This window comes from Bacteroidota bacterium (genome assembly GCA_020161395.1).
Lineage (GTDB): Bacteria > Bacteroidota > Ignavibacteria > Ignavibacteriales > Ignavibacteriaceae > UTCHB3.
On record JAIUOE010000002.1, the window covers coordinates 397,013 to 418,130 of the forward strand.

General features: G+C 43.7%; 19 protein-coding genes and 1 riboswitch. Of the genes, 7 read left to right on the plus strand and 12 right to left on the minus strand.

The genetic code is table 11. The features are described from left to right. Window positions 1-47 precede the first annotated feature (47 nt). The 8 genes from LCH52_04270 to LCH52_04305 all read right to left on the minus strand — a co-directional run bounded on the left by LCH52_04270 (window position 48) and on the right by LCH52_04305 (window position 8,394). Window positions 48-644, minus strand: coding sequence for an RNA methyltransferase (locus tag LCH52_04270; protein MCA0387688.1), 597 nt, complete (start codon window positions 642-644; stop codon window positions 48-50). 1 nt (window position 645) lies between these two features. Then, window positions 646-873: a hypothetical protein gene (locus tag LCH52_04275; GenBank protein ID MCA0387689.1), complete on the minus strand. Its 228-nt coding sequence runs from the start codon at window positions 871-873 to the stop codon at window positions 646-648. After that, on the minus strand, window positions 842-1,504 hold the full coding sequence (gene deoC / locus LCH52_04280) for a deoxyribose-phosphate aldolase (protein MCA0387690.1): 663 nt from the start codon (window positions 1,502-1,504) through the stop codon (window positions 842-844). Before deoC ends, LCH52_04275 begins: the two co-directional genes overlap by 32 nt. Before the next feature lie 214 nt (window positions 1,505-1,718). Next, window positions 1,719-2,597, minus strand: coding sequence for a bifunctional methylenetetrahydrofolate dehydrogenase/methenyltetrahydrofolate cyclohydrolase FolD (gene folD, locus LCH52_04285; GenBank protein MCA0387691.1), 879 nt, complete (start codon window positions 2,595-2,597; stop codon window positions 1,719-1,721). A gap of 1 nt (window position 2,598) precedes the next feature. Further along, window positions 2,599-3,408 carry a TIGR00282 family metallophosphoesterase gene (locus tag LCH52_04290; protein ID MCA0387692.1) on the minus strand — a complete coding sequence of 270 codons (810 nt, stop codon included), beginning with the start codon at window positions 3,406-3,408 and terminating at the stop codon, window positions 2,599-2,601. 183 nt (window positions 3,409-3,591) lie between these two features. Further along, window positions 3,592-5,502 (minus strand): T9SS type A sorting domain-containing protein, encoded by a 1,911-nt coding sequence (locus tag LCH52_04295; GenBank protein MCA0387693.1) that lies wholly within the window; start codon window positions 5,500-5,502, stop codon window positions 3,592-3,594. Between the two features lie 12 nt (window positions 5,503-5,514). Further along, a complete protein-coding gene (locus tag LCH52_04300) occupies window positions 5,515-6,549 on the minus strand; it encodes a hypothetical protein (protein ID MCA0387694.1) in 1,035 nt (344 codons plus the stop codon). Window positions 6,550-6,690: 141 nt separating this feature from the next. Further along, a complete protein-coding gene (locus LCH52_04305; protein ID MCA0387695.1) occupies window positions 6,691-8,394 on the minus strand; it encodes a T9SS type A sorting domain-containing protein in 1,704 nt (567 codons plus the stop codon). Between the two features lie 420 nt (window positions 8,395-8,814). On the opposite strand from LCH52_04305, the gene LCH52_04310 reads away from it, so the two are divergent. The 7 genes from LCH52_04310 to LCH52_04340 all read left to right on the plus strand — a co-directional run bounded on the left by LCH52_04310 (window position 8,815) and on the right by LCH52_04340 (window position 17,250). Further along, complete coding sequence (locus LCH52_04310) at window positions 8,815-11,445, plus strand: RecQ family ATP-dependent DNA helicase (GenBank protein MCA0387696.1); 2,631 nt, start codon at window positions 8,815-8,817, stop codon at window positions 11,443-11,445. A 259-nt stretch (window positions 11,446-11,704) separates the two neighbouring features. Next, window positions 11,705-11,780: riboswitch (SAM riboswitch) on the plus strand. 70 nt (window positions 11,781-11,850) lie between these two features. After that, window positions 11,851-13,014: a methionine adenosyltransferase gene (metK, locus tag LCH52_04315; protein MCA0387697.1), complete on the plus strand. Its 1,164-nt coding sequence runs from the start codon at window positions 11,851-11,853 to the stop codon at window positions 13,012-13,014. A 94-nt stretch (window positions 13,015-13,108) separates the two neighbouring features. Then, window positions 13,109-13,747 carry a hypothetical protein gene (locus LCH52_04320; protein MCA0387698.1) on the plus strand — a complete coding sequence of 213 codons (639 nt, stop codon included), beginning with the start codon at window positions 13,109-13,111 and terminating at the stop codon, window positions 13,745-13,747. A 52-nt stretch (window positions 13,748-13,799) separates the two neighbouring features. Then, window positions 13,800-14,408, plus strand: coding sequence for a hypothetical protein (locus LCH52_04325; GenBank protein MCA0387699.1), 609 nt, complete (start codon window positions 13,800-13,802; stop codon window positions 14,406-14,408). Window positions 14,409-14,509: 101 nt separating this feature from the next. Continuing rightward, the gene (locus tag LCH52_04330; GenBank protein ID MCA0387700.1) at window positions 14,510-14,767 is read left to right on the plus strand and encodes a hypothetical protein; all 258 of its coding nucleotides are present in this window, start codon (window positions 14,510-14,512) and stop codon (window positions 14,765-14,767) included. A gap of 94 nt (window positions 14,768-14,861) precedes the next feature. Beyond that, the gene (locus LCH52_04335) at window positions 14,862-16,580 is read left to right on the plus strand and encodes an ATP-binding protein (GenBank protein ID MCA0387701.1); all 1,719 of its coding nucleotides are present in this window, start codon (window positions 14,862-14,864) and stop codon (window positions 16,578-16,580) included. A 259-nt stretch (window positions 16,581-16,839) separates the two neighbouring features. Next, window positions 16,840-17,250 carry a HEAT repeat domain-containing protein gene (locus LCH52_04340; GenBank protein ID MCA0387702.1) on the plus strand — a complete coding sequence of 137 codons (411 nt, stop codon included), beginning with the start codon at window positions 16,840-16,842 and terminating at the stop codon, window positions 17,248-17,250. 59 nt (window positions 17,251-17,309) lie between these two features. Here the strand turns inward: LCH52_04340 and lptB are convergent, their stop codons facing one another. From lptB to LCH52_04360, 4 genes are read right to left on the minus strand one after another with little or no spacing between them, the layout of a single operon-like run. Next, on the minus strand, window positions 17,310-18,044 hold the full coding sequence (gene lptB / locus LCH52_04345; GenBank protein MCA0387703.1) for an LPS export ABC transporter ATP-binding protein: 735 nt from the start codon (window positions 18,042-18,044) through the stop codon (window positions 17,310-17,312). Further along, the gene (gene lptC, locus LCH52_04350; protein ID MCA0387704.1) at window positions 18,019-19,512 is read right to left on the minus strand and encodes an LPS export ABC transporter periplasmic protein LptC; all 1,494 of its coding nucleotides are present in this window, start codon (window positions 19,510-19,512) and stop codon (window positions 18,019-18,021) included. Before lptC (LCH52_04350) ends, lptB begins: the two co-directional genes overlap by 26 nt. Next, the gene (gene lptC / locus LCH52_04355) at window positions 19,505-20,098 is read right to left on the minus strand and encodes an LPS export ABC transporter periplasmic protein LptC (protein ID MCA0387705.1); all 594 of its coding nucleotides are present in this window, start codon (window positions 20,096-20,098) and stop codon (window positions 19,505-19,507) included. The genes lptC (LCH52_04350) and lptC (LCH52_04355) overlap by 8 nt, the downstream gene beginning before the upstream one ends. After that, the gene (locus LCH52_04360; GenBank protein ID MCA0387706.1) at window positions 20,095-21,114 is read right to left on the minus strand and encodes a KpsF/GutQ family sugar-phosphate isomerase; all 1,020 of its coding nucleotides are present in this window, start codon (window positions 21,112-21,114) and stop codon (window positions 20,095-20,097) included. Before LCH52_04360 ends, lptC (LCH52_04355) begins: the two co-directional genes overlap by 4 nt. Window positions 21,115-21,118 lie beyond the last annotated feature (4 nt).

Consider the following 21,118-nt stretch of genomic DNA (forward strand, 5'->3'; position numbering starts at 1 on the left):
CTTTTATCTTTTTTTAATTTTGTTTCAGTATTCTTCCACCTGAGGAGCTATTTCTTCATCCACTTCGAAACCATCTCTTCATATTCATCATCCGGAAGCCGGGACTGCTGATAATGTCCTGCGAGAAGTTTCTGCCTCATCGCCTCATAAACAGATACTGCAGCGGCAACCGAGGCATTAAGACTTTGAATCATCCCTTTCATGGGAATGTAATAACTGAAATCCGCTTTGGCGAGTGCATCGGGTGAAACACCTCTGTGCTCATTTCCCATTACAAAAGCAACCTTACGGGTGAAATCGATGTCATAAAGCGATCTCGAATTTTCATCCAGATAACTGGCTGCGATGATAAATCCTTTTTCACGAAGCGAAGTGTAGCAATCATCAACGGTTTTGAATTTTTCAGTCTCCACCCACTTCGATGCTGAAGCTGATGACTTACCGCCAAGTTTCGGGAATTTTTCAATATTGTAGAGGAGTGATACTTTTTTTATGCCCACAGCATCGCAACTTCTTAGAATTGCACTCACATTGTGGGGGTCGTGTATGTTTTCAAGTACTAAAGTGAGATCATTCTGTCTGTTTGCTGCTACACGAAGAATCTTTTCGCGGCGGGATTGTGTAATTTCGCGGGATTTTTCCAATTTACTTTACAATCAGTTTGTAAATACTAAAGGTGAAGTCGCCTCTCGATTTGTCCAGCTTGAGGCGTTTGATGTCATCAATCTTGAGATAGAAAAGAGCAAGTTCGAGAATCTTGTCCATCACTTCATCCTCGGAATGAGCCCAGCTTTCGCAACCGTGAAGTGATGGTATTTCGGCAGTAAAGCCGTCGTCTGTCTTAGTAACTACCAGTTCCAGAACCACTGCCACCGCCCGTCACAATTTTTACGCTGGCACTGGCACCAATTCTGTCGGCACCGCTTTCCACCATCGCTTTTGCATCTTCCGTGGTCCTTATTCCACCTGATGCCTTCACTCCGAGTGTGGTACCCACAACCTGCCGCATCAGAGCGACCGCCTGCACCGTTGCACCCCCCTTCGAGAAGCCGGTGGAGGTTTTTACATAATTTGCACCTGCCTGTTTGCAGATCAGCGAAGCCTTTACGATCTCCTCATCTGTCAGAAGACATGTCTCAAGGATCACTTTTACAATTATTCTTCTGTTTTTCGCAGGAATCACAATCTGTTGAATGTCTTCAAAAACCTCACGGTACATCCCCGATTTCAGCCAGCCGACATTAATTACCATGTCAAGTTCCTGCGCTCCCTCTGCCATTGCCTGCTCCGCTTCAGCCCTTTTTACAGCAGTCGGGTTGGAACCCAAAGGGAAGCCGATAACGGTACAAACTTTTACTCTCGTCCCCCTGAGCAGATCGCTGCACAGTTTTACATGGCAAGGATTCACACATACACTCGCAAATTCATACTGCTTCGCCTCTGCACAAAGAGTTTTTATTTCGGCAATCGTTGCATCGGGTTTAAGGAGGGTATGGTCAATCATCCTTGCGAGTTCGTGATCGCTGAGCTCGTGACCCACACCAATTCCGGCAGAAATTCTTTCCGCACCCGCATTCACAATTTTATTAACTGTCAGAGGTTGTGTTACCACATTTCGTTCCCACCCCTTGCAGGTCTCTGAAGTGCAGTAAAAATCGCTAAGTTTTCTCTCGAGCAGTGCCTGATGCACAATTTTTGAAATTCTGGTTGAATCCATTTTACATTCCGTAATCTTTGAATGCTTTTACTGTGTTTTTTAATAACATTGCGATGGTCATCGGTCCTACACCACCCGGAACGGGTGTAATATACGAGGCGACCTCCGAAACTCTGTCAAAATCGACATCACCCACAAGTCTGTATCCCGTCTTTGAAGTGGCGTCCTCCACTCTGTTTGTCCCCACATCTATAACAACAACTCCCTCTTTTACCATCTCTTTTTTGATAAATTTAGGAACTCCCATTGCCGCTATCAGGATATCCGCCTGCTTTGTGAATACAGAAATATCCCTGGCTGCCGAATGACAAACTGTTACTATTGCATTTGCAAATTTCTTTTTCTGCATCAAAAGAAGTGCGGCAGGTTTGCCGACTATGTTGCTTCTACCCACCACAACCACATGCTTTCCTGCCGGATCAATATCATATCTCTTTAGCAGTTCCACAACACCTGCAGGTGTACACGGCAGAAATCCGGGATTACCTGTTACCATCTCACCGACTGTTTGGGGGTGAAAAGCGTCAACATCTTTTTTGGGATTAACCGCCCTGATTATCACATCTTCATTTATCTGCTTTGGAAGAGGCAACTGAACGAGTATCCCGTGAAAATCACGATTTTCATTGTAATACTCAACAGTCTTCAGAAGTTCTTTTTCAGTGGTATCCTCCGGCAGGTTCACAACAACCGAATTTATCCCGACTTCACCACATGATTTATGTTTGTTTCTTACATAAACTTCGCTCGCCGGGTTATTGCCGACTATTATGACTACAAGTCCCGGAACCCTCCCTGTTTTGAGTCTGAGTTCTTCAATCTCAATCTTGAGTTCGGCTTTGATCTCACTGGATACTTTTTTACCGTCGATAAGAATCATATCAGTTTTGTGCTGTTTTATCAAATTCAGGAAAAATAAATTTCTCTATTTCAACAGTTTTACCTGTTTCGGTATCAATCTTCAGAAAAACTCCGCAGATATGCACATCTTCAAGAGCTGTCTCATATTTTTGAGGTGTCTGATACAAAAATCTGTTTAGCGCGGGTGCCACCTTCATACCGATTACTGAATTGTAAGGACCCGTCATGCCGACATCAGAAATAAATGCCGTTCCCTGTGGAAAGATTCTTTCGTCATTTGTCTGCACATGTGTATGTGTACCAAGTATGGCAGATACCTTCCCGTCGAGGTGATAGGCAAGTGCCTGCTTTTCGGCTGTCGCTTCGGCGTGAAAATCGACAATTATTACTTTTGCCTCCCCCTTTATTTTGTTTGCAAGAATCCATTCAGCAGATCTGAAGGGACAATCTATTATCGGCATAAATGTTCTGCCCTGAAGATTCAAAACCGCAACCTTCCCTTTTGCAGTCTCGAAAATGTAGTGTCCGTTGCCGTGGGCACCCCTCGGGTAGTTCTGAGGTCTCAAAACGCGGGGTTCATTTTTAAAATATTCCTGAGCCTGAGGTTTATCCCAGGTGTGGTTTCCCCCTGTTATAACTCTTACTCCCAAATTGAAAAGTGCCTCTCCCTCTTTTGGTAGAATCCCTTTCCCGTCGTTTGTGTTTTCCCCGTTAACTATTATTGCATCGGTTTTATATTTTTGTTGAAATGTCGGCAGCCATGTGAGTACCATTTCAAAACCCGGTTTCCCCACGATGTCTCCGATAAACAATATGTTGATTGTCGCCATAAATTTCCTTAATCTGAATCCTAAATATAGCAAAAATTAGAGTATCGATTGTCGGGTTGGAACGATATCATATTTGGAACCAAAGTCAAAACTAAAAAGGCTGCCCCCCTGTAGAACTTCAGAACTCCGGAACCCCGGAACCTCAGTAACTCTGAAGTTCTGAGGTTCTGAAACTCTGAGGTTCTATTTCAAAAGTACCATCTTCCGGCTCTGAATATATACGGGGATGTTCTTTTCACTATCTATCACATTGATGCGATAGATATATACCCCGCTCGCAACCCCTCCGGTTTTACTCCCCGGTGCTGCAATATCTTCCGCGGTTACCGTCAGCGAATAATATCCCCCCTCCTGTTCCTTGTTTATCATTGTCTTCACCAGTTCACCACTCGAGTTGTAGATATCAAGCCGTACCCTCGACCTTGTCTTTAGTTTATACTCTATCGTTGTGGAAGGGTTAAAAGGATTCGGATAGTTCTGATAAAGGTGATAATCTTCTGAAATAACATCTCCCTCATCAACCGATACGGGTACTATTCCCGTCTCCTCACTCGCATCACTCTTTAGATTCTGGTTATCCACTGCCTTTACTTTAAAAAAGACAGGTTTGTTGTACGGTTTCTCGTGTACGAAGTTAAACAGTGTATCCGTACCGTTCCAGATCATCTTCGTTGTGTCGGGGGTAAATCCTCTGGTACTGTCGGCATATACCTCATATCTGTTCAGGTCTGATTCCGTGTTTGGTCTCCAAGAGAGTTCATAGATTCCCTGTGTACCCGTGGAGCGGAGTTTCACTCTCGCCGGAACACGGGGAGCATAATCCTGATATGTATAACTTTCACCATACGGTCCACCGTAGAAACCGATGTCGCTTCTCGTTCCGTCCCTGTCAAGTATCGTTGAGTCTCCCGCATTTATAAGGGGGGAATACATCTGGAGATGAAAATCGATGTCGGGAAAGTCACCGTAATCCTTCACAAACATCGGATTAACATACAGATTCCCGCTGTTTACAAGTGGTGGCTGAGTTCCGCTAATCGGGGTGGGTACATTCCAGAAACAGTTGTTGTTTACCTTCAGATTGGGGGAGCTGTTCCAGATACCTTTATCAAACCCGTAAACCACATTATTGGTAAAGGTTACATTGCCGGAGGAGACCATGAAGTCTTTGCGGTAATCCCAGCCGGGACCCTCTGAAATGCAAAATACATTGTTGAAGAATGACATGGTGCCGGTTGCAGGTACAAAAGGGTTCTCATCAGAGTTGTAGGATTTTGTATAAAAGAGATTGTTAGAGAATTCGACCCGGGGGTCAATTGTAAACGCTGTGGTGTATAACTTATTGTAAAAATCAGAGGAAACAAATGGTTTTGTAAATATGTTATTTCGGATAAAAATTCGGGGATATTCCTGGTAATTTCTGATGAAATGAGACATTGAATAGAGGGGATGCACAAAAACATTATTTATTAAAAAAACTGAATCCTCATTCTGACCATCTAAACTAACATCACAAAAAATATCGACATTAATCATAATATTGTCAGATATCACCCCATTACTGAAATGAATCGCTTTTCCGAAATTTCTTAATGTAGAATAAGAAAGACTGCTCCGACTTGCTTTTTGAATGAAACCGGAGTCTAAAAAGGCTGTAGTTATCAATCGGTAATTATCTGAGTTTCTGTTGCCAATTAGAGTGAAATTTTCTACCACCAAGGAATCAGAAATTGAAAATATTGTTCTGTCGAAAAGTGTTGCACCCTCCAGCCCCTGACAGTCAATTATAGTTGAGAGCATCTCCTCACCTAAAATGGTAAGATTCGGGGGAGTCTTGTATATCCGTTCCCTGTACACCCCCGCTCCGACATAGATAGTGTCACCTCTTTGACATACATTCACACATTTCTGAATGCTGTCTGAGGCGGTTGCCCAGGATGTGTAGGGCGGTTGTGGGGCAGGGTTACCCGATTTCACATAGCGGATAGTACCATGCACATTTGTTATGAGACTGCATAGCAATACAGTAAACAGGAATGCAGTCATTTGATTTCTCTTGCAACCGGAATCATCAGGAGACAATCTTTTCGTCATATCTGTCTCCTCTTACCTCTCCTGCTGCAAGATGATATTGTTGGATGATGTCCGTAAAGGGCTCTGCAGTTTCTTAACCGGTTGTACCAGTCCCTCTTTGTAAAGATATGCGATTGATTCCCCGAGTATTTGTATCGCATCATAATTATCTACTGAATTGGGAACCGGTATTTCAATTTCATAATCCTCGACCAGGGATGTAAATGAAGCATTTATATTATCATCTGTTTGTAATGATTTGAGATAATACAAAAGACGGCTCATTCTTTCGGAACTTCCTGTCGGCGAAAAGTAATTTTCCCAAATAAACGAATCTGAAACTTCAATACTCTCAACGGCATATAATTCACGGGTGGTTTTGTTTTCCAATTCAAACTCTATTCCCAGGAGTTTCTTTCCGGAGGTGTGGTTTCCGGCAAACTCAACAGGGGAGGTGTTGTCTTCAAGAAAGCCAAGTTTATAAGAAATGTAGCAAAGATTTGTATTAACCAGTTCCCCTGAACGGACTGCATGAGAGATCACGGAATCCTTCACCAGACCCCCGTCTTCATAGTGAATGATTACTTTTGCAAGACACAGAGTATCATGAGGCCTTCTGATCCCGTCCCCGTTCGAGAGTCTTCTCAAATGGAAATCAACTCTGTACCGGATGGTATCAAGGCACCACTCATTAGCCGGTACTCTGTATCTGGTAACCTGTCTGTAGCCTCTTTCTTCCCTGTACGGAGAGGATTGCCAAACCGAAGGTCCGTATATTATCTTTGAGTTTAAGGGTGCATTCAGGTTGGTCCGGTAATATTTCCCGTCCAGAAGTGTGTCTTTGCCGGATTCATGACGGAGTTCGAGACGATGGGCACTTGCATAGGGATTGAAGGCTTTCCAGGTTTTGTGATATGCATTGGAAAAATAAAAAATCCAGTCCATGCTTTCTATTCGCTCTGCACTAAAGAAATTGAAATTTTCAATCCTGCTCTGGGGAAAACCCGCTACCATCATGAAAACCATCAAAGACAGGGTCTTGACTAAAAATTTGTTTCTTTTTATCATATTAATTCCTGCGAATAAAAAATATCCTGTGCCTGAAAATAAGTAATTTTTTGGAAAGGGAAAGTTTTAGAACTTCAGAACCTCAGTAACTCCGATGCGCCGCGGCGTACTGAGGTTCTGAAACTCTGAAGTTCTGAAGTTCTACTTATTCACCACCATCTTAATTGCAGCCGAGTGGTTACCCGTTTCAAGGCGGAAGATGTAAACGCCCGAGGGGAGACCTGCTGCATTGAACTTCAGTTGGTGACTGCCGGCAGGGGTTTCACCATCGATCAGGGTTGCCACTTCTCGCCCGAGGATATCGTAAACCGTGCCGTTCACCCAACCGGTAACGGGCAACGCGTAACGGATAACGGTTTCAGGGTTAAAGGGATTCGGGTGGTTCTGTTCAAGTGTAAAACCCTGGGGGAGCGTTCCCGTGGTTTCCTCAATGCCGAGCGGTACATCAGCAGTGCCGAGATGAACGCGGTTAAGTATTGTATCATAAGCGGCACGCGTAACCGTGATCGAGTTGAACTGATCGCTTCCCCTGCCGATAATGATACCCGTGTGGAAGGTTGCCGTGCTGCCGGCGGAAAGATTAAACCTGCCCGATGACACAATGTTCCTTTTATCCGCAAGGTGATTATCGATCCACCCGGTATTCGCAACAGGGTCGCCGGAGTAGATCAGTCTGTTATCGATGCCCGCGCATGGAACACCACCTCTTACTTCACCCCACTGCCAGTTGCAGGGATCCATCGGGTCACCCGAGGGGCGTTTCCCCTCCATGTAGTTGCGGAGCTGCGAAGTGGTGAGGAAGTCTCCCTGTGTGGGGTGGGAGCTCAGGAACATTATGCTTCCCGTTACTCCGGAGTTTTTTGCTCCCGGGACATACTGTTTCGGGAAAGGTTTGCCGAAGTGGAGCACCGCGCTGTCGAGGGGGATATCGGTACCGGGATCATAAACACCGTTGTTGTTGTTGTCGGTGAAGGTTTCTCCGGGGATAAAGACCGGGGTTCCGAGCAGGAATGAGTGGAATACCGCCGGAGGGTTGTTGCCAAACTGACTGTCGGGTGTCCGGTTGTAGTAGTATGCCGAGTTTCTCGCCACATCGGTACCCGTGAGGTCGTCGGAGTAGTTCCCAAGGTCGGTGTCGGAGTACATTCCGAATATCATATCCGAAAGATCCTGCACAACACTTCCCGTGTTTTTCACTTCATACCTGAAGAAGACGGCATCACGGATCTCTGCGACATCCGAATGGGGAAAGGCATATACCGTCTGCATCACTTCAATTCCCATCGGGAGAACATCTTTGAACTTCCGGAGGGCGGTGTCGGCGGCATCGTTAAAAATACACCAGACGGAGATCTCACCGAGTATTTCGGGCATGTCCTCGTTTGGATCCCATTTGCCGTTGCTGTTCAGATCGACGGGGTTATAGTTGCCGTCGTTGTTGCCGTCCCAATAACGGGCACCGAGGGCTACTGCATCGCTCCAGTTCTGCCAGCTTGTACCGAAAGCGGGATCGTTGAGGGAGACCACATAAAGCCGGTTCTTAGGGTCATTGGAGGGTGTGCCGGCTTTCCCGGGGATGAAGTCCCACACACGGGCGGCAGACATCACGCCGTTAGCCCAGAGGGTTGAGTTCTTCATGCCCGAGAGGGCAAAACCGCCCGAGTAGATGGTGGAAATGCCGTCATACTTCACTCCCGAACTGCCGTTTACCGTTACTTCACCAACCACACCCCGGTTGTCCAAAGGCAGTTTTATCCGCCCCGTGTTAAGCTCATACACGCTTTGAGCTGTGAGCAGGGTGGCCATGCTTACAAGGAATAACAATGTGCTGTAAAATTGTTTCATTTGGGTTCCTCCCACTCTTTGTTAATGAATAAATTCTTTGTTATGTTATTAATAAAATACATATCAAAAAAAAACAAAGTACCATCATAAAATAGGCAAAAAACAGTGACCTAAAAGTGGGGGAGTTTGTTCAGTTGGTACCACATCACGGTACTCCTTTTGATAAGCCATTTACTGAACACCGGGTCATCCGTCTAATACTTTCCGGCAAGTTGATGACCATTACTCTTTTTTAATTCTCATTTAAGTTTACAATCCTGTTATTTTTCGCTACTGTTTGTTATCCGTTGGCAGCGTTACAAGTGGAGTATGAAATCTCTCCCCGTTGGGCACAGGTATAAGTTTTTAATATCATTCAACTCCTCGAAACAGCCCTGAATGATTTTCTCATGTCGTGTGAATTTTATACATTTGCATCTGATGACACCACAAGAAGCATTAAAAAAATATTTCGGCTACAACTCTTTCCGGCAGGGACAACTCGAGATAATCGAGGCGATCCTGAACAAAGAGAATGTCCTTACGATTCTTCCTACAGGGGGTGGGAAATCGATCTGCTATCAGATTCCGGCGGTTATTTCCAAAGGTTTCTCTATCGTTATCTCACCCCTTATCGCCCTCATGAAAGATCAGGTTGACAACCTGAGAAAAGCTGGGATCACAGCCGAATTTATCAACAGCTCACTCGGAGGATATGAGATCGAGAGAATTCTCCGTGATCTGGAACAGGGACTGATAAAGCTGCTCTATGTAGCACCTGAAAGACTCGAAAACACCTCTTTCGCAGAAAAAATAAAGGAGTTAAAGCCTTCTTTTGTATTCGTGGATGAAGCACACTGCATAAGCGAGTGGGGACATAATTTCAGACCGGGCTACCTTAAAATTCGTGATTTTATCACCTGGACGGGAATAAAAAACATCTCGGCATTTACCGCCACCGCCACGGAAGAGGTTCGCGAAGACATTACCAGACAACTGAACATGCGCGACCCCCTCATCTTTGTGAGAGGATTCGAGAGAGACAACATTTCTCTTTCCATTCAGGAGGTGAAAGACAAAAAAGCCAAAACAGCGGAATTATTGAGAACTTACGGAACCCCCGCAATAATATACACAGGCTCACGAAAAAAAGCGGAAGAACTTTCAGAACACCTCACTATGAGGAAGATAGAAAATCTTTTCTATCACGCGGGACTCCCGAACGAACAGAGGAAAAAGATACAGGACCACTTCCTTTCGGGACGGGTTAAGGTGATAGTTGCTACCAATGCCTTTGGAATGGGAATCGACAAGGAGGATGTGCGGCTTGTAATCCATTATAACATGCCCGGCACTATCGAGAGCTACTACCAGGAATTTGGAAGAGCGGGAAGGGACGGCAAGGATTCTTTTGCAGTAATGCTTTTCGAGAGAGCTGACTTGAAACTGCAGCAGTTTTTTATCGATTCCGCCTTCCCGCGAAAAGACCTTGTCGGAGAGATTTATGATGCCCTCCTCGATTCGGTTTCAGTGCAACAGGGGGAACTCCCCGAAAAGCTGTTAAAAATTGATTATGACCTGATCAACCTGATCCTCGGTAAAAATATAGCCAGAGGCACGATACTCGGTGCCCTCTCAATACTCGAGAAGGCAGGTTACCTCGCAGCCATTTCCGACTTCAGGCAGAAACACTTCTTTTCATACATCCTGAACAGCGAGCAGCTAAAAAAATATACCAAAAACCTCCCCGACAATATTAAAAAGGAGGCAATACTGTATCTGGTGAGGGAATATGGAGCCATCCCTTTCGAAAAAACCGTACTTCTCGACATGGATAAAATGTCCCAGGAAATGTCGGTGGGTGAAAATACACTTCGCGAAACCATGTTCGAACTTGATAACAGCGGGATACTCTCATTCTCCGCTCCCTCTTCAAAAGATACTTTCAAACTGCTCATTCCCCGGATAAAAAGTGCCAAACTTGTTGTTGATTCCAGGTACATGGATCAGAACTACAACAACTCTTTCAATAAGCTGAAGCAAATGGAATCTCTCGTTTACCATACAGGCTGCAGATTTGCATTTATACTGAAATATTTTGGGGACAAAAAGGAATATAAATGCGGGAAGTGCGACAACTGCATGAAGGAGAGCGAGACCCTCCCCGCGGATGCATACCAGTTTATAAATGAGTCGATACTTCGAACAGTGCATCTCTTTTCGGACGGCATCAGTCCTGTCCATATTTTTACAATTATTATGGGGAACTCGAAGTCGGAGGGTTATCAGAAACTGCCCGTTTTTGGCATCTGTTCCGGCTTCAAATACGGACACATCAAACCGGTGTTCAACCAGCTCCTTAATACGGGATATATCTTCGAGAACCGCTCAAAATCGAACAGGATTTTTCTTTCCAACAAGGGATATGCGGCTCTGGTGGAATTGCGGCTTGTAACCGATGAACAATCAGGCACCCCCACCGATCCCAACACCGATCTCGAACTCTATTTCAAGTTGAAAGCATTAAGGGAGAGAGCGGGTCTAAAATTCTCACAACCGCCGTATCTTATCTGTAATGATGAGGTGCTGCTGAAGTTCTCCCAAATGAAACCGAAGACCAAAGAAGAGTTTCTGGAAGTGGGGGGCTCAAACGAGCGGATGTTCAACAAAATCGGCGATGAAATTCTTTCGGTAATAAACAGTATCACGATAAAAAATGAACAGGGACAAAAGAAAAAACTGAATATACCCGCTTCCCACTTCCCTGTTTGGGAGATGGCGAAAGAAGGGAAAACCCTCGCCGAAATGGCAAGTGCAAAAAATCAGAGTGAGACGGTAATATCGATGCAACTGGAAGAACTGATTGGAATGGATCCTTCGATAGACCCCGAAAAAATTCTCACTCCACCCAGGTTCAAAATAATGTATGCAAAATACAAGGAAGGCTTTGTAGAACTTAAGGCTCTTAAAACAAAGCTGGGTGAAGGCTTCTCATACCCCGAGGTGCGAATATTCCTCGCCCGGTTTAAGCATCGTGAACCAAATTATGGAAAAGGATCGCAGTTGCATTGAGATAAGGCTGAGGGCTGAAGGTCGACGGCTGAATAGCCAATCATGGTAAAAACAGAGTAAAATCATAAAAAAATGAAAAATAATTTAAAAAGTACTTGCATATGTCAAATATTAGTTTTACATTTGAGCATTAGGAAATAAAAATTCTGAATGTCGTTTTTATCAAGTTACTTGCTGCGACAAAAAACAAGAGCTAAAGGCTGACCCGCCTTGAGCGGGTTTTTTGGTTTTAAGAGGTCAGTTGATAGCTGAACAGGGTTTTGAGGACGGTCGTGATTTGTGCGTATTGCAAGCGACCTTAAATAATTTGCTAAAAAGTACCCCGAGATACACCTCCCCGCTTTTTTCGCACATAACTAATTCCAAAAATGATTGAATTTTTCAAAAAAAACAAAAGGAATAATTATGTCCAACGAATTTTATTTTACATCCGAGTCAGTTTCCGAAGGTCACCCCGATAAAGTTGCCGATCAGATATCCGATGCCGTGCTCGATAACTGCCTGGCTCATGACCCGAACTCAAGAGTTGCATGCGAAACACTCATCGGGAAAAACCTGGTAGTATTGACAGGTGAAATCACCTCAAGCCACAAACCCGATTACGAAAAAATTGTCAGAGATACACTAAGGAAAATTGGTTACAGCAAAAATTTCCCCGGAATCGACCCCGATGCCTGCACCGTCATCATCAATATCGTAAAACAGGTCGAAGAGATCAACCAGGGAGTTGACCAGGCTTCAGGTAACACGGGAGCCGGTGACCAGGGAATAATGTTTGGCTATGCCACAAATGAAACTGATGAATACCTGCCCGTAACTTTGGCCTTGTCGCACAGAATATTAAAAGAGCTTGCCCGTATCAGACACGCCGGTGAGGTGGATTGGCTCCGTCCCGATGCAAAGTCACAGGTGACTGTACGGTATGAAGACGGCAAACCGGTTGCGATAAACACAATAGTGGTCTCGACACAGCACTCTGAAAAGATTGCACAGACAGAAATAAGGGATTTCCTGACAAAACGGGTGATTGAAAACGGTAAAATTATCCCGCAGGAGCTTTTGAAGGAGGGATACAAATTACATGTGAATCCGACGGGTGCTTTTACAGAAGGTGGTCCCGTCGCGGATGCCGGACTGACAGGAAGAAAAATAATAGTTGATACCTATGGAGGTGCTGCTCCCCATGGTGGTGGTGCCTTTTCGGGGAAAGACTACACAAAAGTGGACCGCTCGGCGGCGTACATCGCCCGTTATGCTGCCAAGAATGTGGTAGCCGCCGGTCTGGCTGACAAGTGCACCATCCAGCTATCTTATGCAATTGGAGTCACCGAACCAATTTCGATACTGATCGATACCCATGGAACGGGAAAAAACGACGAAAATGAAATAAGCGATGCAGTGAAAAAGGTGTTTGATTTCAGTCCAAAAGGGATAATCGAAACACTTCGATTGAAAAGACCGGTTTATGCAAAGACGGCTGCTTACGGACATTTTGGAAGAGATGATGAAGATTTTACCTGGGAAAAAACAGATAAGGTTGATCAACTGAAAAGTCTGCTGAATAAATAAAAAAAGATAAAATATATTCGCCCCGGGAGTTCTGCTCCGTGGTAACTCCCGGGATTAAATTAACAGATGTTAAGATAAATTACAGAGGTTGCTGATGTATCCAATAAACCGCGTTTTAAAGTGCCGGGTTGAAGAACTTGGCTTGACAAAAAAAGAAATTGCCGAAAAGATGGGCTACAAAAATCTCTCAAAAGGGATTTCAAAAGTCCATGACCTTGTTTACCGTGACTACTACTCCCCCTTTTTCCTGAAACAGTTTCTCGAAGTGGTGCCCGTGGACGAATTTGTCCTCGAGCTTGCTGTGGAAGCCACCGAGTCGATATTCGCCCTGAGAAAAAAAATTGAAACCGAAAGAGACAGGACATACGACTATGAAGAGGCAGTGCTGATTGAGAGAACTGTTGACCCCTACATCCTGAGAAGAACGCAGCGAAAAGTCTCCCCCTGGGCTTTTCAGAATCCGAAGAACAGATGGATGATGCCGAAATTATGTCCCTCGTTCCTCGGAACGATTAAAGACCTTGGCAGAGCCGAGGCACTTGCACTCGTGAAGGAGTTTATCAAGGAGGATTTTGCCGCCACAGGGGGTTCGGTAAGAGAAGCCGGGAAAATAATCTGCTACTACTTTGTCCGCGATTTTAGAACAGCCTGCCAGCTCGATACCGAGGGGAATGTTATCAGACCAAATGTAAGGCTGGTTTCGGGCGAAATCGTAGAGTGGTCACGCTATTAATCCGGTTTTTGAAAAAATAATATTTGAGCATTAAACAGAAGGAGAATTTGATATGTACCCGATAAACAGAATAATTGCCGCAAGAATGACTGATCACGGTATCAGCAAAAGAGAGCTGGCTAAAAAAATCTATCATAAAAAAGCTGAAAAAGGTCTGAAAATCATTAACGATTTTTTGTATAACGACCGCTACAACCCGGAACTTGTGCAGCAGCTTTTACAGTATGTACCCGTTGAGGGTTACATTGTGGAGGCTTTCCTCGAAGCGGGAGAACAGATTAAAAGACTGCATGACAAACTCGCCGAGGAGAGGGCAAAGCAGAGCGAACAAAGAGCCATCAGAAGACAGATGAAAAACTTTGAACCCAAGTTGATAAGAATCCCCGCAGAGTTTGAGGCAACTGAAAAAGCCAAAAAGTCGATGTTTCGAAAATACCCGCTCGAAATTTATCTGTTTACCAGGGATGAGATTCAAAAACGCTCCTGGAATAACCAACTGGAGCTTGTTAAGGAACTGATACTTGAGGATTTTGCCCTCTATGGGAACAAAAAGTTTACCCCCTACGACATTACGGGATATCTATTCCATAAGGAATATTTCGAGAAGTATGAATTTAATGTAGAAGGCGAACTGACATACTTCGACAACAGGTTGGATTAAAATCCTGTTCTCCGGGGCATCCGCTCCGTGTGTCCCGGGGAACTCTTCTTTCTATTATACTAAACCGTTTATATTGGATTATCAACACAGGAGGATTTGAAATGTATCGATTTGTAATGTTTCTTGTCTCGGCAGTCATTTATATATATATCGGTGTGTGGTTTTTCCTCGCAATAGTGGCTTTTATGATTGTCGTCTGGTTCATGTTGATTCTGTGGAACCGGGTGCTCTCCGAGATTTTGCCCCTCCCCGAAATCGGCTGGTTTGGGGGGATAATTTTCACAATTTTTGTGATTGTCATATCGACGACGCTCTGGGGTTTTTGGGTTTTAGCTACTCTTCCCCATGTCGCGAAATAAAAATATTCTCATTATTTTGGTGACGGACGAGACGGCACAATACTATTTACAAATCGCTATATTTGTGCATGCGAACTATAAAAAATCCGACAAAATGAAAAAGCTAATTCCTTCAAAATCTGCCAACTTTACTGCTCTCGTCAACGGAAATGCGTTTTATGTTGACAAAACAGCATTTATTAAAGAATTAGAGCAACTGAGCGATAAATACCTCTTCTTTCTCCGTCCAAGGAGATTCGGGAAATCTTTACTTCTTTCAACATTTGAACATTATTACGGAATTCAACATAAAGACAACTTTGAGAAACTTTTTGGTGGTTTTCACATCGGCAAACCCGGAAACAGTACACCACTAAAAAACAGCTACTATATTCTCCCCTTCAATTTCAGCGGGATAAAAACAGAGATTGAGTCTGAGATTTTTTATCATTTCACAATGGAAGTAAAAGGTTCCGTCGAGTCATTTCTTAAAAGATATGACCTTCTGTCTGAAAGCGACAGGCAGGATATCCTCTCAGTCGATGATGCCATCGCGATAATACGGAAGTTGTTCCATAAATTGGAATCTGCCGGTTTATCTAACAAATTGTATATTCTTATCGACGAATACGATCATTTCACCAACGAACTATTCTCATTCAATGAGGATTACTTTAAAGAAATAGTTTCGGGTAACGGCTGGGTTCGTAAATTTTATGAAGTAATCAAACAATTTACAGGTTCGGGACTCATCGACCGTTTTTTTGCGACGGGAGTCACACCCGTAACTCTCGACAGCATGACAAGCGGGTTCAACATCGGATTGAATATCACCTTGGACCCCAGATTCAATAACCTCGCCGGGTTTACAGAGGCTGAGTTAAAAGAACTTATTATCGGTACAATTTATGAAGAGGGTAAATTTGATCTTGATAAACTGCTCCTCGACATGCGTGCCTGGTTTAACGGGAGCCGGTTCAACCGCAGCGGAGGTGAAAGACTCTACAATCCTCAACTCGTTTTAAGTTTCCTTGCGGCTTTTAGTGTTGGTTACACCTACCCCGCTGAAATAACCGATAATAATGTTACAAGCGACTGGAAAAAGATAAGCAACATTCTGGCTAAACTTCCAAAAAAAGACAGAGATTCGATCGTTGAAGAAGTTTACATTAATGAAGCTATCGAGGGTGGTCTCGCCACTCAATTCAACCTTGAAATGCCTTACAGAAGAGCTGACGCTATATCGGTTCTTTACTACAACGGACTCCTTACCATTGACAAAGAAGAGTACGGCATCATCAGGTTTGTAATCCCCAATTATGTCATTAAAACCATTTATTGGGAATATCTGCGGGCAAAATATGAGATTGAAGAAAATATCGCTTTTGATCTCTCCGAAAAAGCACCGATCTTCAAACAAATGGCAGGTGAAGGTAAAATCGATCTTCTTGTGGAGGAAGTGTCAAAAATCATGGAACCTTTAAGAGACAACGATTTTCAGAACTTCAGAGAGAGCAACATAAAGATGATTGTTATCTCCATACTTTCACTGAACAAAATCTTCATCATCGACAGCGAAAGAGAGATTTCGAACGGTAGACTTGATTTGTTACTCACAAAATATGAACACTACGATTCAAAATTCCAGTTTCTGATTGAATTCAAATATGTCAAGATAAAAGACGAAGCAAAATACGAACAAATAAAGAATGAGGGGATCGCACAGCTTCAAAAATATAAATCATCCGATGAAATAAACCGCCTTGAAAACCTTAAATGCTACCTTGTACTCTTCAGCAACAAAAGAAAGGGAGAAGCGTTTTTAATCCAATAATGCAATAATGCAAAAATCCAATAATGATTGTGGATTTTTTAAATTGTTTACTTCTAAACAGGGGTTTTAAATTTCCATTTTAAGATTGATTCAACCAACAGTAATCTCATTTCACCCGCTATCATCATTTTAGTTCGATGATACATATCTGCTGTACACCACACCTTTAAACATGCATATTTCGCCCAGTTAATAATTAATTTATTGTAATCGATATCCTGTTCTGAAGAGATCAAACAAACAAAACCGGGAGTTCATTATGCGAACCAGAATTTTATCCTTCATCCTTTTTGCTCTGCTTTTTGCAGCTTTTGTTGCACCTGAAATCAGTGCAAACAACACACCAAAAAAATCCGACTCTTACAAAAAAGCCGAATTAAACTACATCCACGGAGTCGAATCAGACAATGCGGGACTGAGAGTAAGTGCAAGTTACTTCCTTGGCGAAATGCAGAGTGAGGCAGCAGTTATACCATTGTTAAGAGTATTGAAAAACTGTACAGATGAGGAATGCAGAATTGCTGCGGCACTTGCCCTTGTCAAAATAGGCGATGCCAGAGGTGTTTACGCAGTAAAGAAGGCTGCTGAATTTGATGACAGTAAACGCGTGAGAGACCTTTGCTGGAAGTTTTACATGTCTACTGTCAAGGCAGGAGCATCCAGATTCTAACTTCGGGACCTCAATCCTGAAGATAAGGCGTGTCCCATGCTTTCCGGGATGCGCCTTTTTTAATATCTGTCCAATTTGAAGTTTTCGCCCAGATACATCTTCCTTACCTCTTCGTCTTCAGCAAGTTCGTTCGCACCCCCCGAACGGAAAATAACTCCCGAAATTAAGATATATGCCTTGTCAACGATACTTAAAGTTTCATGCACATTGTGATCTGTAATCAGGACACCAATACCGCGGTTCTTCAGTCCGGCTACAATCTGCATGATATCTTCAACTGCAATCGGATCAACTCCCGCAAACGGTTCATCGAGGAGGATAAATCCCGGGTCAGTGCAGAGGGCACGGGCTATTTCAGTCCTTCTTCTTTCGCCACCACTAAGCTGATAGCCAAGGCTTTTTCTGATGTGTGTTATTCGAAAATCTTCCAGGAGTGATTCAAGTTTTTCCTTTCGTTCCTGAGAAGTCATCGGAAGCATTTGAAGTATTCCCTTGATGTTATCTTCAACGGAGAGTTTCCTGAATATGGAGGCTTCCTGAGGCAGATAACCAATACCAAGGCGTGCCCTTTTATACATCGGATAGGATGATATCTCGGTATCATCGAGAAAGACTCTTCCCTCATTCGGTTTAATCATCCCGACCATCATGTAAAAAGTTGTTGTTTTGCCCGCTCCGTTAGGACCCAGCAATCCGACGATCTCGCCTCTCGAAACAGATATTGAAACCTTGTTTACAACTGTTCGCTTTTTATAGATTTTTACTAAATTATCGCTGCTTAGATTTTCCGGCATAAAAAGGGTGCTCTACTTCCCGTATCTTGTTTAAAAATTCTCCAAAATGCTCCTTCTTCACGGGAGCCTTCCCGTAATCCATATATGTTGGAAGGAAATACTTCTTTTCGTTTCCCTTCACCAGATTTTCGGGATAATATTCGCTCACCGGATCACCATATAACCGGACATCCTCTACCTTGTTACTGTCAAAAGTAATTATCGCACTGTTGGAACTTGAGCGAATCAGTCCGTTCGGTGCCCCTTCATCGTAAACGAAATAGAAACTTAAAACATTCTCATAGATGTTGGTTTGTTTAAGCCTCCCCTCATCAAAACTCATGACAACATCCTTGCCCGAAACCTGATCATATCTGAATTCACCATTCTTTGAGATGATGAGACTGTTCTTTTTGATGAGTACTTTTTCAGCTTTTTTATTTTTTATAAAAAGATTTACCGTATCACCGGAAAGTTGTGATTTTTCGAACCAGAGGACCGGCGGAATTTTCTCGCCTCCCTTTTTGTAGGTATAGATTGCCTCGGGTGCTTCGGTATACTCGGTATATGAATTTTTCGATGCAAAATCCCCTTTAATAATCACAACTGAATCGTATGCAATCATTTTTACGCTGTCTCTCGTTGTGAAAGATTCCAGTTTTAATGCGCGAATGAGTAGTGTATCGACTGTGCTTCCTGCCGTATCAATCTGCATCACAAATGGTGAACCTTCGACTATTGTGTGCTTCTCAGCTCTGAAGTCCTGTACATGCTCACCAAGAATCAGTGTGTTTTCTTCAAAATTTTTGATCTGGACATTACTCCATGCATCGGTCGTTCTGTTCTTCTGATCGTAAACCAGACTGTCAGCGAGGACAATTGTGGCGCTGTCCATCACAGTAACATTTCTGAAGGCATGTGTGACGAGTGTAATCCTGTTATGCACCAGACTGTCGGCATCGAGAGAGCTCGACTTGTCCCACAACCGCACACCGCCGGAGGCATAGGCAGTCTGTGTATTGCGGAAATAGATCAACTCCGAAGAGGTCATCGTACCTGTGCTGTCGTAGAGTCTGACATTCTTCACAAAACGGGCTTTCGTCTCGGTAAAGAGGTACTCCCCTGTTTCTGCTTTTAGAAAGACTTTTTTGTCATCAAGCTCGACGGGTGTCGAGGCATAGGCTCTGCGGGTATTTCCGTAATAAAAACCCCTGTCCGTTTTAATCGTAAGTGTATCCTGAGTGATTACCACATTTCCAATCAGCTCGGCTTCATTTCTGTCGACAAAATGTACTGCAGAATCACAGGTAATTCTCACATTCAAGTGTGTAATTACCACATCACCGCCGAATCCTCTTATTTTTTCCTCATCGTTTTCCCTGCCCGTCATCCGCTCACCAGATATAACGATTTTCGGTTTGTCCTGAGAGAAAAGGAACACTCCGGGATAAATGATCAATACCGTGAGAATTACCAGAAGTTTATTCATCTCTGAATTCACTCCCCTCGGTAATCAGGGTAACTTTGTAGATTGTATAATTTCTCAATGACTGGTCCGATTCAAAACCGTAGCCTTCAATATCTTCTGTTTTGGTCTTTATTTTCACGAATTCATCCGTCCAGATCTTTCTGTCGGAGTTTCTCCACATCAGTTTTTCCGATTTCAATACCATACCGCTGTCGTTTTCCACCACCACATTTCCATAAATAAAAACATCTTTTGTAACATCGTCAACTCTTCCGCTATCACCCGTAAGCACCGCTTCCACTTTTCCCTTTTCATTGTAAAAATCAACTCTTACCTTGTTCTCCAGAAGTGTTTCATTTCTCAAATAGTAAACCTTTATTACCCCGGAAGTGAGGGTTGCGACAACCTTTCCCGAATCAGTAAAGTTGATGGTGGAATTTATACTCTGCTGATCGGGCAACACCTCGGTTTTGATCCCTTTTTGAAGCGGATTCAACTTTTCGGTACTGTCACAACCGGAAAGGAGAATCAACAGGAACAGCAAGGAAAAAATAACAGATGTCCGACACAAGATACCTGACGGATAAAGTCTGATATCCAAATTCATCTCATTCTCAAGCCCAGATTGACCAGGTCGTGCAGGTGAACTATGCCGACAGGTTTGTCTTCTTTATCGGTGACAGGAAGGCAGGTAATTTTATGGCTTTCCATCTTCTGAAGTGCGAGGGATGCGAGTTGTCCTGGTTTTACGCTTTTCGGATTTTCCGTCATCATCTCTCTGGCAACAAGTCCAGAAAGGTCGGTAGTCCTCTCCAGCAGTCTTCTTAAATCGCCATCGGTTATCACGCCGAGCAGTTTTCCATCATCATCAACCACGCAGGTAACACCAAGTCTTTTTGAAGTGATTTCGAGGATTGAATCCTTGAATGAAGTATTTTCGTGTACAACAGGTATGGCATCACCCGTGTACATTATCTCTGATATTTTAAGTGAGAGCCGCTTACCGAGGCTTCCGCCGGGGTGAAGCATCGCAAAATCCTGCTGGGTGAATCCCCTGAGTTTAAGAAGTGCAACCGACAGGGCATCGCCCATTACAAGTGATGCAGTCGTGGATGCCGTGGGTGCGAGATCGTATGGACAGGCTTCTTCCAAAACCTCTACATCCAGTATCACATCCATTTGCCTTGCCATCCTCGACTTCACATCACCAAGCATGCCAATCAGAGGCACCTTCAATCTTTTTAACATCGGAATCAACATTTGCAGTTCTTCAGTGGCACCCGACTTCGAGAGCAATATCACCACATCCTCTTTTCTCACCATCCCAAGATCGCCATGAAGCGCATCGGTCGGGTGAAGGTAGATTGCAGGGGTACCTGTGGAATTCATGGTTGCCACTATCTTTCGGGCTATCAATCCGGATTTTCCGACTCCCGTCAGTACCACCCTTCCGTCACTCCTCATTATAAGATCGACAGCTTTGGCGAAACCCGCATCTATCTTCTCATAAAGATTCTTAACAGCTTCAGATTCTATCCGGATGACTTCCTTCCCGATTGTGATTATCCGGTCGAGACTGTATCGTTTTTTTTGAGTCTTTGTGACTGATTTCTCTTCGTGCATGGCT

Excerpts from the sequence above, each read along its gene's own strand:
- deoC (MCA0387690.1), bottom strand. The coding sequence starts at position 1,504 with ATGATTGACCATACCCTCCTTAAACCCGATGCAACGATTGCCGAAATA.
- folD (MCA0387691.1), bottom strand. The coding sequence starts at position 2,597 with ATGATTCTTATCGACGGTAAAAAAGTATCCAGTGAGATCAAAGCCGAA.
- LCH52_04290 (MCA0387692.1), bottom strand. The coding sequence starts at position 3,408 with ATGGCGACAATCAACATATTGTTTATCGGAGACATCGTGGGGAAACCG.
- LCH52_04295 (MCA0387693.1), bottom strand. The coding sequence starts at position 5,502 with ATGACGAAAAGATTGTCTCCTGATGATTCCGGTTGCAAGAGAAATCAA.
- LCH52_04300 (MCA0387694.1), bottom strand. The coding sequence starts at position 6,549 with ATGATAAAAAGAAACAAATTTTTAGTCAAGACCCTGTCTTTGATGGTT.
- LCH52_04305 (MCA0387695.1), bottom strand. The coding sequence starts at position 8,394 with ATGAAACAATTTTACAGCACATTGTTATTCCTTGTAAGCATGGCCACC.
- LCH52_04310 (MCA0387696.1), top strand. The coding sequence starts at position 8,815 with ATGACACCACAAGAAGCATTAAAAAAATATTTCGGCTACAACTCTTTC.
- metK (MCA0387697.1), top strand. The coding sequence starts at position 11,851 with ATGTCCAACGAATTTTATTTTACATCCGAGTCAGTTTCCGAAGGTCAC.
- LCH52_04320 (MCA0387698.1), top strand. The coding sequence starts at position 13,109 with ATGTATCCAATAAACCGCGTTTTAAAGTGCCGGGTTGAAGAACTTGGC.
- LCH52_04325 (MCA0387699.1), top strand. The coding sequence starts at position 13,800 with ATGTACCCGATAAACAGAATAATTGCCGCAAGAATGACTGATCACGGT.
- LCH52_04330 (MCA0387700.1), top strand. The coding sequence starts at position 14,510 with ATGTATCGATTTGTAATGTTTCTTGTCTCGGCAGTCATTTATATATAT.
- LCH52_04335 (MCA0387701.1), top strand. The coding sequence starts at position 14,862 with ATGAAAAAGCTAATTCCTTCAAAATCTGCCAACTTTACTGCTCTCGTC.
- LCH52_04340 (MCA0387702.1), top strand. The coding sequence starts at position 16,840 with ATGCGAACCAGAATTTTATCCTTCATCCTTTTTGCTCTGCTTTTTGCA.
- lptB (MCA0387703.1), bottom strand. The coding sequence starts at position 18,044 with ATGCCGGAAAATCTAAGCAGCGATAATTTAGTAAAAATCTATAAAAAG.
- lptC (MCA0387704.1), bottom strand. The coding sequence starts at position 19,512 with ATGAATAAACTTCTGGTAATTCTCACGGTATTGATCATTTATCCCGGA.
- lptC (MCA0387705.1), bottom strand. The coding sequence starts at position 20,098 with ATGAATTTGGATATCAGACTTTATCCGTCAGGTATCTTGTGTCGGACA.
- LCH52_04360 (MCA0387706.1), bottom strand. The coding sequence starts at position 21,114 with ATGCACGAAGAGAAATCAGTCACAAAGACTCAAAAAAAACGATACAGT.